The following is a 16,233-nucleotide window of genomic DNA, read 5'->3' as shown; positions in this document are numbered from 1 at the left end:
CAACTACATTAAATCGATATGTTTACAGGAAAGGGTGGTTCCACAATGAATAATCGTTCTATCCGTTATCCGCAACCACTCGCGCAAGGGGACATGATCGGTGTGGCAGCCCCCTCCAGCGGTGTAGGCGAATCCCTATACCATTATCTTGAGGAGAGCAAACGTAATATGGAGCGCCTTGGTTTTGGCGTGCTGGAAAGCCCATCGCTCCGCCACAACACCAAATGTGTGAGTGCCTCCAAAGAGGAACGCGCCGAAGAAATGAATGAATTTTTCCACAATCCAAATATTCAAGCGATTATCCCTCCATGGGGCGGGGAATTTCTGATGGATATCCTCCCCCTGCTGGATTGGGAAGCTTTGAAATCATTACCGCCCAAATGGGTCATGGGATACTCGGATATCAGTACGTTCCTGTTCGCTTATACCCTGATCACCGGAACAGCATCCGCACATGGCACCAATTATGTGGATCTAAGATCAAACGCCCTCGATCCCGTGACTGCGCGCTGGATTGATGTGTTACAGACCAAATACGGCGGACAGATCACACAATCGTCTTCCACACATTATCAATCGGCATGGAAACCGGAATCTCCTGGATTTAACCTGGATTCACCTTCGCAATGGAAACAGCTCGGCCACTCGGAAGATGCAGATACCGCTGTGTCGTTCTCCGGTCGGCTGATCGGTGGCTGTATGGATACGATCTCCAGTCTGATTGGCACGCCGTATGCACCTGTTGCATCCTATCTGGAGCAATACTGTGCAGTCGAAGGAACGATCTGGTATCTGGAAAGCTGTGAGTTGAATGCGGGGGATATCTACCGTCATCTGTGGCAGATGAAACAGGCTGGCTGGTTTGCAGGTGTAAAAGGTTTCATGTTCGGCCGACCTGCGGGTTATTCCGATACAGCCGATTTTAATTTCACCGATGCCCTATACTCTGCACTCGGGGATCTGGATGTCCCTGTACTGTACGATGTGGATCTCGGCCATGTTCCGCCCCAGCTCACCTTTGTGAATGGAGCATTAGGCAAAGTCGCTTATGAAAATGGACGCGGGAGCCTTGAGATGGCGTTTGTGTAATCACCTTTTATAGGCAGATGCATACCTTGAAGTAAGAACTTATTTTGAGGAAGGGTTGTGCATCATGTCTGAATCCACATCCACGCCATCCGCGCGTGTCGTGTATCAAGCCAATCAACCGATGCTTCAATCCGTGCAAAGTGTGCGGAATATGCTTCATCATACAGCCCGGCAGCATATAGGCAAGAAGGTACACGTCCAGAATATCGATGGGCAAGTGTGGGAAGGTGTCATCATCAGTGCAGACCGGGGAATTTTGTATCTCCAGGTTACCCCGATGCACGGATATCCTGAACCGCGCGCCTTGTTTGGACCAACGATTTTGCCGCTTGTGCTGTATGAATTGTTGGTTATCACACTGTTGATGTAGTGGTATTGTACTTCCATATCCGAACCTGTTCCAAGAAGCTTCGCTCCTGAGATCTTCAAGTCTTGGGAACGAAGCTTTTTTATGGTCCCGGCCATGGTGCGGTATGATTCCTTGCGAGCGTGTGAAATATGATACAATGGTGTCGCACCACCCCATATCTCATATGAAACGGAGCTTGATCCGGTTGGAATACATACGTCATGATTCATCACCCGTATCACAAGCCGAGACGGGTATGATTGGCAGCAACCCTACTGAACAATCCCGCGTGATTGCAATCTGTCTGCTCGCAGGCAAAATCATGCTGCAAAGCGGTGGTGAAACCTACCGTGTGGAAGATACGATGAAACGTATGGCGGCTGCGCTGGGTTTACCCCATTCGCACAGTTACGTTGTTCCGACAGGCATTTTCTTCTCTGTTGATGCAACCGAACCCGCCAAGCTGATTCGTATCTCCGAGCGTACGACGGATCTGGACAAGGTGTCTGAGGTGAATGCAGTCTCCCGCCGCATTGGGCAAGGTGAGCTATCCGCTCAGGAAGCTCATGATCTGTTGGTACAGATCGAAGGCAAGCCCTCCTCCTATTCAACGGCGGTGCAGCTTACGGCCGCAGCGTTATCCAGTGGTTGTTTTACCATTATGTTTGGCGGGGGCTGGAGCGACTTTCTTCCGGCGTTAATCTGCGGGGGCATAGGTTATGCAGCCGTTATTGCCTTTCACAGGTTGGTGCGGGTCAAATTCTTTGCCGAGCTTACGGCATCCTTTGTTATTGGCTTACTCGCTTTTCTCCTGATCTACATGGGAGTAGGTCATGAACGGGACAAAATCATTATTGGTTCGGTTATGCCACTGGTTCCGGGGCTGCTGATTACCAATGCTGTACGCGATCTAATGGCCGGACATCTTGTCTCCGGATTATCCAAGGGAGCCGAGGCATTTCTGACCGCCTTTGCCATAGGTACCGGCATTGCAGTTGTATTTTCACTTTTTATGTAAGACGGAGGAATGCAGGATATGCTCCATTTTATTGAACAAGCCTTGACCAGTTTTGTCGCTTCAGCCGCGTTTGGGATCATCTTCAACGCACCACGGCGCATGCTGCTCCACGGTGGATTTGTCGGCATGATCGGCTGGATCATCTATATCGTGCTTGAATATGCAGCGGATGCGGTGCCTGCTACACTTGCAGCGACCATAGCCGTAGGTGTCATCAGCCAGGTATTCTCTCGCATGTTTCGCGCACCTGTCATCATCTTTAGCGTCGCAGGCATCATTCCTCTCGTTCCTGGTGGACTGGCGTATAATGCGATGCGAAGTTTTGTGCAAAATGACTACAGTGCCGCTATGGAGATGGCCGCCAAAGCACTCATGTTATCCGGAGCTATTGCCGTAGGCCTGGTGCTCTCCGAGGTATTAAACCAGATGATACGCCGAATTCCCGCCTCAATTCGGGAACAATCATCATCGAAATGATTATTCTTTTCATATATTCAACACACGTAAAGGCCCGTTAGCATACAGGATGATCTCTTGTATAGCAACGGGCCTTACGTGTCACTATCCTATAGAGCACTATAGTGCAGTGAGACAATCGAAGAAGTCTATTTACTTCACAAACGTATTTTTCACACGTACCGACTTTAGGAAATACGGGATAAAGATACAACATGTCAGAAGTGATCGTACGATCAACTGAAAAGCCGGAGTTGCATCAAGCACATGCTGTTCTCTTGGGATTTCATTGCGTGCAATCAGAATCCACGTCACGATGCTTATGATCACATTCATCAGGTACATCACCATCATCATACGTGGAAACTGTCTCTTCCGTTTATATAAAAGAATGAGATTCACGATAACGATTATCAATAGAATGGTACTGCTTATGAAACCAAACCACAGGAGTGGACGGATCATCTCCGTGTAAATCTGAGGATCGACACCACGGCCTACTTCCCATCTGGCAGGGTCCATGATGACATTCACCTGCGATACATCCGAGATGAGAAACACCAACGCAAACCAAAGACTGATCTGGATTAAAATGAGCCAGCCGCCTAATCCGGAGATGCCAGGCAGCTCTCCATCCGAATTCATGTGTCTATTGTTCATTTCATCCTCCTCATACCGAATATTAAACGTCTCCAGTAATAACCGCTTGTGCCTAAGTTCCACTTCGTTGCCTGGCCTCAAATATAATTCTGATCCGGGTATACCTTAGCATAATCTGTTGGCTATGCTTTTCCCTTACCTGTTCAAAGTATACCACCGAGGGATGAAACTGCGAAAATCATCATGATCTTCACGGACACGTTCGATCTTGGTCATCATCTCATGTGTCTCTTCCGGCTTCACCTGCTGAATCCACACCACAGAAGACACCAGCGCCATAGCCGTATACAGTGAATACAATCTCCAGAATAACTCATCCGGTTCATTGCCATCGAAATAGCCCTGAATTTGACCTATGGAATATGGAATACTGATCTCCGAAGCAAACAAACCCAGTTTCAAAAATTCATGAATGGGATCACCTTGATCATAACGATTAAAATCAATCACTCCTGCGAGTTTATCCTGCTTAACAACAAGATTGCTCGGGTGAAAGTCATCATGCTGAAATCCATCTGGACGATTTTTCATCCAACCAAGATGGTCTGCAATAAACGTTAGAATAGCATGATCCTCTTTCATCACGATAGGGCACTGTTTATAGCGCTCCACGTAACGTTGATGCTTCGTACTCTTGCGTATGTACCATGATTCGATCTGTTCCTCCATCGGCAACTGATGAATCAACTTTAACTGCGCTCCTGCTTCCAAGCCAACCACCCACTGCTGCCGTTCATTCAGTTGAGGTAGTCTCTCAGAAGCATCTTCGCCTTCAATGTAGCTAAGAATCATGTAACCGTGCTTCTCATCCAATCTACCAGTGCCCAACGTTACTGGACACAGTACGCCTAATTGTTGCATGCTCTGCAAATATTGATATTCCCTTTGCTTCATCCATTCCTCAGCAATATCATACACCCTCACCAGCACATGCCCTTGGCCAGGGACAAACATTTTGAATTTAACATCTGCTGAATAACCCTTCATAACAGGTTCAATCCGCGTGGCCTGACCAAGTCCAGGAATCTGTTTTAACCTGTCAATCAACGTATTGTCCATCGATGCATTCCATGTATCGTGTTGTCCCACGTCCCGAATCCTCCATTGTTCCTCGTATAGCGTGTGGTATCGTCGTTCTATTCTCACTTTAGTCCGCTGTATATCCTGTAACATGCTTATATGTATTCTATCGGTTTCTATTTGAAAAGTACTGATTCGGGTTCTTTGCCCGTCAGGGTAAGCATCGTATACAATTGTCCTCTGTGATGATACACATGCCCCATAATCTCAAGTAACCACTCCAGCCGACTATAGGAAGCTCCCCAGTACGAATCCGTCACATGTAGTAACTCTTCCGTGTTAAACTGCCTGTACCGTTGGTATAGATACATCTGGTTATCAATCAAAGCCTGCTTGATCTCACGGAGCGAGTGCACCTGATTCTCTGCATAGAATTGAGCCATCTCTTCCTCCGATGCACCTTCAGAAATATAAACATCCGCCCGGCAGATCACAGACAGATGAGCTAGTAGTTCTCCAACAGGCCGTTTACCTTCAATTGGAGTCAAAGCCAAATCTTCTTCCGACAACTGATCACATATATCAATCAACGATGTTACAGCCACGTCAATATGTTTGAACGCAGATTGAATCAACAGATACACTTCCTTTTTATCCCATTATACAGAACATATGATCGGTTATCAACTAAGATATCCCTCCCTAATATATAAACAAGTTATACCTCAAATTTATCAATCTACGAACAAAAAAGTCCTTCCTCCTTCATATAGACGGGATTCAGGACATTTTGTTGCCTATTTGTTTTCAAATCTTTGCTCAACTTGAGTATAACGAACAATACGTTTGCTCGAATCGTCCAGCCTCCAAGTCAGACTTGCGAATGAAAAATTGCAGTTCCCCGCAATCCCACCATTGGAAACCAATAGTATCATGCGTATCTATCTTCAACAGCAGCAGCGTATCGGATAGTTCCTGCCATGTCCGATCCTCATCACCGCCGTAATGCTTGGTCAGCTTCTTCTCACACTCCTGCTCATTATAATCGTACTCTTCTCCCAGTGCGATCTGTAACAAGGCACGATGCTCGGCATCCGGATGCTGCCCGTCAGGATATCCAAACATCCCACCCCAATTCAGCGTACTTGGATGATTCCAACTCGACTCGAATTCAAGGTAACGGTCATACAGACTCACTTCCGCTTCGGCCTCATCGTTCTCAAGCCTCGGCGGCGAGAGCTCATTCAGCCCGTTGGAGTCAATATATGCATATGTAGGAAACTCAAGATTAGGCAGCACAGTCACCGAATGTGCAACAAACGGTGCTCCATCCAGCGCGGTATCACCCTCAGGTTCTCGCCTTATCAGGTTATGAGAACTTGGCTCAAAAATCACACGATGTTCAATGGGACAAGCAGATTCATCCGTGCCAATGAAAAAGTATAACATTCCACGTTCAGGCAAAGTCCCGCGCCCATCATTCGGCGTATACGGCGACAAATCCACCAGGTTCAGTTGGGCCAGGAAAGTCATTGGAACTCCTTCTTGTGTTACGGGCCATTCCATGCGACTTGGCAAATCCGGATGTCCACCCACACGTGAGTTTCCTGTTCTGCGATATTCGTCCAGTGTGGATACATCGAGGCGAATTCCCCAGCGGCTTGAAGATAACAACAGGTCGGCAGCAACTCCCAAACCATATTCCTCAAGTGTTTTACGGGCTTTTCTGGTCAGACGTTCACATTGTTCTGGCTTAATCATATAGATCCTCCCCTTTTGACAATACACCTATGCTGAGACATATTCAAGTTCACACCTGTATATTCTTCCGCCCGGACGTCTTTCCCTGCTTCTATATAAATTGAACTTAAGAATATTTTACACTTACCACTCCGATGACAGAACAACCTTCCGATCGCTGTTATCCCCAGAATTTTTTAGATTCACCTTTGCAAAGGTAAAAATCCGGGGATAAAGGCGAACTCTTCGATTCTTCAGGTTCTTTCTGTCCTCTACGTTCTCGTGTAAATGTGCAGTCCAATTTATATAGAAAAAAGAGACTGACATTCCTTGTCAGTCTACTTCCTTAATTCTATATTCCATTTAACGATTTGGATCAGAAGACTTCTCCTGGTAAGCACGCATATGCTCCTCACCATCCAGGAATTCATGGGCCTGATGGGCTGCCATCACCCCATGATAGCTGATATCCAGACCCAAATCTTCCTCTTCTTCTGTCGAACGCACAGGCACAATTTTGCCAATCAACTTCAGCCCGATCCAGGTCATGGCGAATCCCCAGATGACTAAGGCTGTAAGGCTAAGTGCTTGAACTCCCAGCAACCTCCAGCCGCCGCCCATGAATAATCCACCATCCGTGGCAAACAGACCCACAGCAATCGTGCCCCACATCCCGGATGCGGCATGCACCGGGAAAGCACCAACCGGATCATCAATCTGCCGACGGTCCAGCCAGTTAGTGGCTGCCATCATCAATAGACCGGATACTGCCCCAATGAATATCGCTGCTACATCACCAACAAAAGCACAGCCTGCCGTAATGCCGACGAGTCCCGCGAGTGAACCGTTAATGACCGATGGCGCATCTGAACGATTGAAGCGGAATAACGTATACAACAACGTAACCGCACCACCCGAAGCCGCAGATAACATCGTAACAATCGCAATGTGACCAATTCTTACATCCGTCGCACTGAGTGTACTACCAGCATTGAAGCCAAACCAGCCGAACCATAACAGAAATGCACCTACAGATGCCAGTGGCAGATTGCTCGGGAGTGCAATGGCACTTACGCCAAGTGGCGTGTATTTGCCTTTACGCGGGCCAATAATAATCGCAGCCGCCAGTGCCGAGAATCCGCCGAGTGCATGGATAACAGCCGAACCGGCAAAGTCCTGCATCCCCAGCTGACTAAGCCAGCCGCCGCCCCATGCCCAGTGTCCACCAATTGGATAGATAATCGCCGTCATCAATATGATATACAACAGGTAGGCACGGAAGTTGATCCGCTCGGCTACCGCTCCTGAAACGATGGAAATAACAGCAATGGTAAAGGCAGCCTGGAACAACCAGAATGTCTCCAGAGATACCGGTACGTCCAGGTGAGACAAATCCCCATTCAGGAAAAATCCCGTTACTCCCGCAAAACCGCCAACGTCCGAACCATACATCAGTCCAAAACCGATAGCATAGAACAGCAACGTTCCAATCGTAATGTCAGCAAAAACCTTCATAATAATGTTCACACTATTTTTATAACGCACAAAGCCAGCCTCGAGCAGGGCGAATCCACCCTCCATCAATAAAATCATCGCTGCACTCAGTACGACCCAGACCGTATCAATCCCGGTGCTTAACGTCTCCAAAGTCATGCTTATACATCCTCCGTTTCACTAAGCTGTCTGAGTTCACGGATTGTATCGGGCGCAAGCTCAATCTCGTCCCGCTCAATGCTGTCCGGATGCTTAATTCGTTCTGCGATCTGATCCAATTCACGTATGCGTCTGCGAATCTGTTCCATCTTGCGAAAACGTTCCTTCACCTGCACCATATACTCTACCGCCTGATGATGGGATGCTGGGCGGCCCGCAAACCATTTGCGTACGGGCGACAACGATTGATAAGCAACCTCTTCCGCTCGACGCTTCTGTTCGAACTGTTCGATCTTCTGCTTGAGCGTTTGGATCTCATTTTCTTTTTTGACCTTCAGCCGTTCGATAAGGTACAATAAATCGGACGATGATATTTGCAATGCTGTATGGTGATACACCTCGTCGATTACTAACATATCATGTCAGGACTCCTTACATATCAAGTTACTTGTACCGATTATAGTTTGCCGGGGTCTGCCCGTCAATCTTTTTTTGGACTTGGGATGGATTTAAATGAACCGTTCATGGAGAACGGCTTTTTTTATTTGGCACAAATCACATCTAACAAAGGCTAATCTTGCCTAGGTTCGCATTCACTCTTTCCATTCTCAATGCTTCAAGAATAAGCATCCACATTTTGGGTAATGAACATACACAGACTACCCGCATCATAGAACCCGTATATAAGGAGAGGATTGCACGATGTTTACTCGTAATGACAATATACGCAACCAAATTTGGGAAGCCATCTCGGGACTCGAAGAAGAACAATTGAACCGAAAATCTTCACCCGAACAGTGGAGTATTATGCAAGTACTACGTCATCTGAATCTGATGGAAAATGTCATTGGAAAACAAGCCCGCCTGGCCCTCGAGAAGGAACAGACGGTGTCTGTGGACAAAAAACCATATGAATTATCGTTGGACCGCAGCCGCTCCGTAGAGGCACCACCCCATCTTCAGCCTCCAGCAGCGCCCGAAGCACTTGCAGACGTACGCAATGATCTGGACGAATCTCACCAATCGTTAAATAACTTTGCATTGGATCATGATCCTGACCTGCTGCGCAGCAAGTCCTTTCCTCATCCCGTATTTGGTGAGATGGATCTAACCCAATGGATTGACTTTACAAGTTATCATGAGGAACGTCATCTGGGACAGATCCAAGAGATCAAACAGCAGCTTGGCGTATAAACACAACCTTACTTTCACATAGCAAAGAATATAGTTGAACGACAAAAAACCTCCAATCCTATTAATTTAGGTTGAAGGTTTTCAATGTTCTTATCCTACGAATAAGAACGACACTTATATTTTTTTGCCCAAAATCGCCAGATCTCTATTCACACCATCCAGTACGGCAACTTCGGGATAATATCCCCACTGTTCAAAACCATGCTTGCGCAATAACCCCAGACTCGGTTCGTTATGCCCAAAGACAAATCCGAGAATGGTCGTAATCCCAAGTGCAGGACACGCCTCAAATACCGTTTCAAGCAAACGTCCGCCAGCCCCAATTCCGCGGCATTGCTGATCGACGTATACACTGACTTCCACCGTTCCGTTATACGCAGGGCGTCCATAGAACGAGCTGAGACTTGCCCAAGCTACCACCTGTCCTGCTTGCTTCATCACCCAAAGCGGACGATGATCGGGTGTATGTTCCTCGAACCAAGGCAAACGTTGCTCCACCGTCACCGGCTCCAAATCCGCTGTTGCCATACGGCCCTCAATGGTAGAATTATAAATTTCCACAATCCTCGGCAAGTCCTCCAGGCGCGCATATTCAATCTGCACATCTTCCAGTTTCATCACTATTCCTCCATCATTCCAGATCGTTCTATTATCATAGAGGATATTATAATGGAAAATAGAAGCCTTCGTCACCTCTAACATTCTGACAGAGAATTACTCCATCATTACTCTGGAAGTCCCTGAATTGTGTTCCCACGAGTTAACTGCTGAGTCTGGTCTGCCCAACGAATGTTAATTGAGCGAGATGTGAACAGATCCGGGCCATCCGACACCTGGAAATGCAGATGAGCTTCACTGGAGTTCCCCGAATTACCAAGCTCACCGATAGGGTCTCCCTGCTTGAGCTTATCTCCTTTTTTGACCGAAACAGTACCTTCCTTGATGTGTCCTGTGATGCTGTATTCATTGTTGCCATGGTCGATCACCACATAATTCCCCGCTGGCTCTTCGGGATTCATGACGCCGGGTATATTGTCTGATATGTCATTTTTGGTATCGACAACTGTTCCGTCCGCAGCAGCATAGAGTGGTTGACCAAAAGCATGGTAGCTTGCGTTCACCTTGGCATCCCCGTTATAGCTAAAACCTTCTTTTGAACGAATGATATCCAGCGCATAGCGCTGTGTTTCATGCTCATAATGATAGTTCGACATCACATCGTTACCTCCCCAGAACACATACCATTCACCCTTTAAAGGGAAATGGAATTCAGTTTTGGTGAACTTTTGATCTGTATTCTTATGGGTTTCCAGCGGCTGGATCAACAGACCATCAATCTGATTGGCCTCGGTAAAATAGGCTCGAATCCCTTTTGTCCCTGTTTGATCCTTCCAGGCGAACTCGGTCAGATTGTTCATCTCAGCTGCGAACACTTGATCCAGGGAAGTTACTCCTTCCAGGAACTCGTCAGCAGACGTTTTAAGATTTTCAAGTGTGATCGCTTCCTTCATTTGAGGACTCAACTGACGGTAAATATCTTCACTGGAACCCTTCATGAGGGTATCAACAAAATTGTCGGGTGTAACCATTGCAGTTCCTGCTGAAGCAGAATCCTGTTCCTGATGAGTGTTCTCACCCTCTTTATTTGTATTGGATGCCTGTTCGGCTGACTGCTGCTCCGCCTGGTCGGAAGTAATGGAGTTGCTGTTGCCGCAAGCAGACAATATCACGCAAGCTCCAAGGGTAATCGCAAGCACCTTCCACCCCCTTTTATTCTGCAATTTCAATTGTGTATTTTGTTTTGATTTCAGATGACCTTCTCTGTTCATTCTCAACATCCCTTTCCGTTAATCGTTATACTTTCCAGTTAAGTGTACAGAATGAGTCTTATCCTTCGTCTAACCCCATCTTACATGTAGTTAAACTTGCAACGCCTTTTGAGGCTGCATAATTAAGATTCCGTTAAGATAGCTCATACACTATACAGCCTTCTTGGATGGTATGATTAGCAATACACACAACGGAAGGATCAGGAGGTCATTTTTAAACTATGGATAACGTCTCATTACTGCTTGTGGATGATGAACAGGCTATTCTGCATATGCTCAAAACCGTTCTGCTCAAAGAGCAGTTTCTCGATATTGATACCGTTACAACAGGCGAAGCTGCCATTGAGGCATGCAACAACAAGACGTATCATTGCATCGTGCTCGACATCATGCTTCCTGGCAAAAGCGGACTGGAAATCTGTCCTTTTCTACGGCAGGTCACCGATGCTCCCATCCTGTTTCTGACGGCCAAAACAACGGATTATGACAAATTAACCGGGTTCGCCGTTGGGGGCGACGATTATGTTGCCAAACCCTTTAATCCTCTGGAAGTGGTTGCTCGAATTAAATCATTACTGAAGCGTTATTTACCTTCTAAAACCGCAGCGATCTCGGATCACAACCCATCTAACGTAAATACGTCATCTCGCTGCACATCGGAAGGCGTGTACGATTTTGGACGATTCCAGGTACTGGAGTGGGCTGGTGAACTTCGGGTTGAAGGTGAGCCCGTACCCTGTCCGGCACTTGTGTTTCAACTGCTACTCTTTTTCTGCAAACATCCCAATCGAATCTTCACCAAATCAGACCTCTATGAGCGAGTCTGGGGCTCTGAAGCCATTAGTGATGATAATACCGTGATGGTTCATATTCACCGCATTCGGGAGCGCATTGAAGCCGATCCTTCCAATCCGGTGTTTCTCGTCAACGTCCGGGGTCTGGGTTACAAACTGATTCAGCTGGAACATGTGTCACGCCCATGAGTATTCGTCGCAGGTTAATGACCCGGTTTATCGGGATGCTTGCCGGTGCAGTTGTTCTTATCATCCTGCTTGGGTCTGTAGCCACTTACTGGGTCGTGCAAAAGGTAAATGAAGTGAATCTGGTAGATGATTTTGCTGCCAACGGTCTGGACCAATTAATTAATACAGCAGAGATCATGCCGGATGATACCATCCGATATGACCCCGAATTGCTGAAGCAAGTAGATAAATATCAAGGCTGGCTGCAAGTTCTGGATGAACAAGGTTACGCCATAGATGCATACCACACCCCGGCCGATGTTCCTACTCACTATAAACCGGGAGAATTGATTGCATACTGGGAAAGCCAAAAGCCCTTCCCTTATCAAATCATCATGCTAATCCGGGAGAAAAACGGGAAGGAATTCACCTTGTTATATGGTGAGAGTAACCCGGCCAAGTCCTTAATGAATAAGATTCGTTCAGACCTTGCTTTCACCAACGGGAAGCTTGATCTTAAGACCGACCAACAGGAGGCCCTCCGTGCCGCCAATGCTTATCTTCAAGTATTGGATGCGTCAGGACGCGAGCTCTCCTCCTATAACAAACCGGACATGGGCGTACCTAGCGAATACACCATTCAGGAACTTGTTCTGCAAGTTCGCTATCCGAGTCGATCAGGTATGTCTGTTGCAACGTGGTACGACGAACAAAATGAAACTACCTGGCTGATTAGCATCCCTGGTGATCCAGCGGTGAACACTGATCAGAACCCCTACAATTTTATTCTGGAACCGGCATTGGTTGTATTGATTGTATCCATCATCATTCTGCTCATCTTGCTTGCCTTCTGGTATGCCAATCGATTCGGCTCACCCATGCTGCATATGCTCCAATGGTTACAGCGTCTGGAGCGAGGGCATTACGAGGAACCCACCGGAGCTTTAGGAGTGCCTCGCAGCCAGCGTCGTAACGGAAAATGGAAACGGAAATATCACGTTTATGCTGAGGTGCTCCGCTCCATGCAGGCCTTGTCTCACACATTGAAACAAGATGAAGAACTTCGGAAACAGACCGATTCACTACGCGAGGAGTGGATTGCTGGCATAACACATGACCTGAAGACACCCCTCTCCTCCATTCAGGGATATGCTCATATGCTTGAGGCGGATAAGTATAGCTGGACCGCGGAGGAAGTCAGGGAATTCGCAGGCATAATGCTCGATAAGTCCATGTATATGGACAGGCTTGTCAACGACCTTGCCATGACCTATCGATTACGCAGCGGAGGATATCAACCTGTGGTTGAAGAGACTGACGTAAATGCGTTGCTTCGTGATCTGATCCAGCGCGCCGAACGGAATCCTGCATATGGGGAAGGTCGCATCCTATTCCAACCTTCCGAAGTGCCTGTGTATGGACTTGTCCATATTCCGTCGTTTGAACGAATTGTGGATAATCTGACTGCCAATGCTCTTCTTCATAATCCACCCGAGTCCATCCTTATTGTCAGTGTGCATTCTGGTAAGCAGGCAGATGAATTCAGCATTCAATTTGCCGATAATGGACGAGGCATGGACCCCGAGACGGTATGGAAGTTATTTGAACGATACTATCGCGGTACAGATACTGGTACATCGGACGTTGGATCAGGGCTGGGCATGGCGGTAACCAAAGGTTTGATCGAAGCCATGAATGGTCGTATTGAGGTACAGTCCACCCCTGGTGAAGGAACGATCATTCGCTTAATATGGGATGGACCGTCCGAAACCAATTAAAATGTTCCACTTGACCTTTCCATTTTCAGTCTATATAATCGACACTCAACAACACCTGTTCCAATATATTGATATTGAATGCAACATATTTCAGAATAATTCTAATGAGTTGATCTAACATATTTGGCGATGACCAGAGACATGATTTCGTTTGCGTGCTGCCCAGAGAGAGAGGGGATTGGTGAAACCTTCTTCAGCGAACGGACCGGAATTACCCCTCTGCAGCCGTGACCTCCAACCTCAGCATTTCGGACCTCCTTCGGATGTTCGGCATGCTGCCAGTAGAGTCCACCGTCTGATCCCCGATAACGGATTCCAATGAGGGTTATGATGTTTCCTGTTCACGACGGCTGGTCGAGATCAGGGTGCACCATAACCAAATTAGGGTGGAACCACGAGCCAAGCGCACTCGTCCCTTTTCCGGGACGGGTGTTTTTTGCGCTTTCATTTTAAGAAATGGAGAGTGGTTCACATGAGCAAACAGGAAAACAGTAACTCAGCAAGCAACAAATCAGGTAACGAAATTAACAACCAAGCAAATGATCTTCAACAATCCAGCCATTCCATTGAGGTCCGTCTGCAAGGTGGCGCGGTACGTTCTTACGAAGCAGGCATCACTGTAGGTGCGGTTGCCTCATCTATCAGCACAAGCCTGGGAAAACAGGCCATTGGCGGTATTGTAGATGGTCAAAATGTCGATCTCGATTGGGTGCTCCAGCAAGATTGCGAACTTGTTATCGTTACTTTGGACAGTGCGGAAGGTCTGTATCGTTATCGTCACAGCGCAGCACATGTGCTCGCACAGGCACTCAAACGCATCTACGGTGCAGAACAAGTGAAACTGGGCATTGGCCCAGTCATTGAAGATGGATTCTATTACGATGTTGATCTGGAGCATGCCTTGTCCATCAGTGATCTGGCTGCCATCGAGCGGGAAATGAACAAAATTATTCAGGAAAATGAAAAGATCAGTCGGCGGGTCGTTAGCCGGGAAGAAGCCCTCCGTATCTTCGGAGAAATTCAGGACCCCTACAAGCTTGAACTCATTCAGGATTTGCCAGAGGACGCCGAACTTTCGATCTATGATCAAGGAGAGTTCTTCGATCTGTGTCGCGGTCCCCATCTTCCATCCACTGGTCGGATCAAAGCGTTCAAGCTGCTGAATGTAGCTGGTGCGTACTGGCGGGGTAACTCGGATAATAAGATGCTGCAACGCATCTACGGCACTGCTTTCCCGAACAAAGCCCAACTGGATGAACACTTGCACATGCTTGAAGAAGCGAAGAAACGGGATCACCGTAAACTTGGCAAAGAGCTTGAACTGTTCATGTTCTCCGAAGAAGCGCCCGGCATGCCCTTTTATCTGCCCAAAGGCATGACTGTTCGCACTGAACTGGAGCAATTCTCGCGTGAGCTGCAATTACAGGAAGGTTATCAGGAGGTTCGGACTCCTCTCATGATGAACAACCGGCTGTGGGAGCAATCCGGCCATTGGGAGCATTACAAGGACAACATGTATTTCTCGGAAGTGGACGATGCGACTTTTGCACTGAAACCGATGAACTGTCCTGGGCACATGCTGATCTTCAAAAATACACTCCATTCCTATCGCGAATTACCAATTCGCATGATGGAATTTGGTCAGGTTCACCGCCACGAATTCTCAGGTGCCCTGAACGGTATGATGCGTGTGCGGACATTCTGCCAGGATGATGCCCATCTCTATGTCATGCCAGAGCAGATCGAGGACGAGATTAATCAGGCGATCTCACTGATTGGACGTATGTACGACATCTTTGGATTCGAATATAAGATTGAATTGTCCACTCGTCCGGAAGATTCCATGGGATCGGAAGAGCTTTGGGATCAGGCGGAACGTGCATTGCAAAATGTTCTGGATCGTCGAGGCGTGGAATATCGCATTAACGAAGGGGACGGTGCCTTTTATGGACCGAAAATTGACTTTCATATCCTCGATGCGCTGAAGCGCAGCTGGCAGTGCGGAACAATCCAGCTTGATTTTCAAATGCCGGAGAAGTTCGACCTCACTTATATTGGCGAGGATAGTCTGAAACACCGTCCGGTCGTGATCCATCGTGCCATCTATGGTTCCATCGATCGTTTCATCGGCATCCTGACTGAGCACTATGCAGGAGCATTCCCACTCTGGCTTGCACCTGTGCAAGTAAAGCTGCTGCCTGTGTCAGATCATTACGCAGACTATGCGCTCCAAGTACAGAGCCAGCTCCGGGCTGCGGGCATTCGGGTAGAAACAGATCTGCGCAGCGAGAAGCTCGGGTACAAAATCCGTGAAGCCCAGATGGAAAAAGTGCCTTATTCGCTCGTACTTGGTGAGAATGAGAAAAATGCCTCATCCGCCTCTGTCCGTGCATACGGTCAGGGAGATCAAGGCATCCAACGTATTGAAGCTGTTATTGAAATGATCCAACAAGCTGTGAAGGCAAAAGTCTGAACCACATCCGCA

Annotated in this window: 16 protein-coding genes; 8 read left to right on the top strand and 8 right to left on the bottom strand. The window is 47.5% G+C overall.

The genetic code is table 11. The features are described from left to right. Positions 1-45: 45 nt before the first annotated feature. From MHB43_RS07735 to MHB43_RS07720, 4 genes are all read left to right on the top strand, one after another. A complete protein-coding gene (locus MHB43_RS07735) occupies positions 46-1,089 on the top strand; it encodes a S66 peptidase family protein (RefSeq protein WP_405131651.1) in 1,044 nt (347 codons plus the stop codon). A 64-nt stretch (positions 1,090-1,153) separates the two neighbouring features. Further along, positions 1,154-1,459, top strand: coding sequence for a hypothetical protein (locus MHB43_RS07730; RefSeq protein WP_339183028.1), 306 nt, complete (start codon positions 1,154-1,156; stop codon positions 1,457-1,459). Between the two features lie 235 nt (positions 1,460-1,694). Next, positions 1,695-2,456, top strand: coding sequence for a threonine/serine exporter family protein (locus MHB43_RS07725; RefSeq protein WP_036611092.1), 762 nt, complete (start codon positions 1,695-1,697; stop codon positions 2,454-2,456). An 18-nt stretch (positions 2,457-2,474) separates the two neighbouring features. Further along, the gene (locus tag MHB43_RS07720) at positions 2,475-2,933 is read left to right on the top strand and encodes a threonine/serine exporter family protein (protein ID WP_339183025.1); all 459 of its coding nucleotides are present in this window, start codon (positions 2,475-2,477) and stop codon (positions 2,931-2,933) included. A gap of 132 nt (positions 2,934-3,065) precedes the next feature. Here the strand turns inward: MHB43_RS07720 and MHB43_RS07715 are convergent, their stop codons facing one another. The 6 genes from MHB43_RS07715 to MHB43_RS07690 all read right to left on the bottom strand — a co-directional run bounded on the left by MHB43_RS07715 (position 3,066) and on the right by MHB43_RS07690 (position 8,401). After that, the gene (locus MHB43_RS07715) at positions 3,066-3,572 is read right to left on the bottom strand and encodes a DUF2569 family protein (protein ID WP_339183023.1); all 507 of its coding nucleotides are present in this window, start codon (positions 3,570-3,572) and stop codon (positions 3,066-3,068) included. Between the two features lie 135 nt (positions 3,573-3,707). Beyond that, positions 3,708-4,661 (bottom strand): aminoglycoside phosphotransferase family protein, encoded by a 954-nt coding sequence (locus MHB43_RS07710; protein ID WP_405131650.1) that lies wholly within the window; start codon positions 4,659-4,661, stop codon positions 3,708-3,710. A gap of 107 nt (positions 4,662-4,768) precedes the next feature. Then, positions 4,769-5,236: a DinB family protein gene (locus MHB43_RS07705; RefSeq protein ID WP_221819260.1), complete on the bottom strand. Its 468-nt coding sequence runs from the start codon at positions 5,234-5,236 to the stop codon at positions 4,769-4,771. Positions 5,237-5,411: 175 nt separating this feature from the next. Next, complete coding sequence (locus MHB43_RS07700) at positions 5,412-6,353, bottom strand: YwqG family protein (RefSeq protein ID WP_405131649.1); 942 nt, start codon at positions 6,351-6,353, stop codon at positions 5,412-5,414. A gap of 342 nt (positions 6,354-6,695) precedes the next feature. Next, positions 6,696-7,985, bottom strand: coding sequence for an ammonium transporter (locus tag MHB43_RS07695; RefSeq protein WP_405131648.1), 1,290 nt, complete (start codon positions 7,983-7,985; stop codon positions 6,696-6,698). 2 nt (positions 7,986-7,987) lie between these two features. Then, positions 7,988-8,401 carry a hypothetical protein gene (locus MHB43_RS07690; protein ID WP_221819256.1) on the bottom strand — a complete coding sequence of 138 codons (414 nt, stop codon included), beginning with the start codon at positions 8,399-8,401 and terminating at the stop codon, positions 7,988-7,990. Between the two features lie 286 nt (positions 8,402-8,687). Between MHB43_RS07690 and MHB43_RS07685 the strand changes: the two genes are divergently transcribed. Then, a complete protein-coding gene (locus tag MHB43_RS07685) occupies positions 8,688-9,179 on the top strand; it encodes a DinB family protein (RefSeq protein WP_339183014.1) in 492 nt (163 codons plus the stop codon). Between the two features lie 114 nt (positions 9,180-9,293). On the opposite strand, the gene MHB43_RS07680 is transcribed toward MHB43_RS07685, so the two are convergent. Further along, entirely contained in the window at positions 9,294-9,797 is a 504-nt protein-coding gene (locus MHB43_RS07680) for an N-acetyltransferase family protein (protein ID WP_339183011.1), read from the bottom strand. 107 nt (positions 9,798-9,904) lie between these two features. Beyond that, positions 9,905-11,008, bottom strand: coding sequence for a M23 family metallopeptidase (locus MHB43_RS07675; RefSeq protein ID WP_405131647.1), 1,104 nt, complete (start codon positions 11,006-11,008; stop codon positions 9,905-9,907). Positions 11,009-11,229: 221 nt separating this feature from the next. Here MHB43_RS07675 and MHB43_RS07670 point away from each other — a divergent pair, with 221 nt between their 5' ends. From MHB43_RS07670 to thrS, 3 genes are all read left to right on the top strand, one after another. Next, positions 11,230-11,991, top strand: a complete 762-nt coding sequence (locus tag MHB43_RS07670) for a response regulator transcription factor (protein WP_405131646.1) — start codon at positions 11,230-11,232, stop codon at positions 11,989-11,991. Then, positions 11,988-13,748, top strand: coding sequence for a sensor histidine kinase (locus tag MHB43_RS07665; protein WP_405131645.1), 1,761 nt, complete (start codon positions 11,988-11,990; stop codon positions 13,746-13,748). Before MHB43_RS07670 ends, MHB43_RS07665 begins: the two co-directional genes overlap by 4 nt. A gap of 472 nt (positions 13,749-14,220) precedes the next feature. Next, positions 14,221-16,221 carry a threonine--tRNA ligase gene (gene thrS / locus MHB43_RS07660; protein ID WP_405131644.1) on the top strand — a complete coding sequence of 667 codons (2,001 nt, stop codon included), beginning with the start codon at positions 14,221-14,223 and terminating at the stop codon, positions 16,219-16,221. Positions 16,222-16,233: the final 12 nt, after the last annotated feature.

Origin of the sequence: Paenibacillus sp. FSL H8-0317 (assembly GCF_045040685.1) — a bacterium.
Taxonomy (GTDB): Bacteria; Bacillota; Bacilli; order Paenibacillales; family Paenibacillaceae; genus Paenibacillus.
Note: the sequence above shows the minus strand (reverse complement) of the source record. Positions and strands in the feature narration are given on the sequence as shown.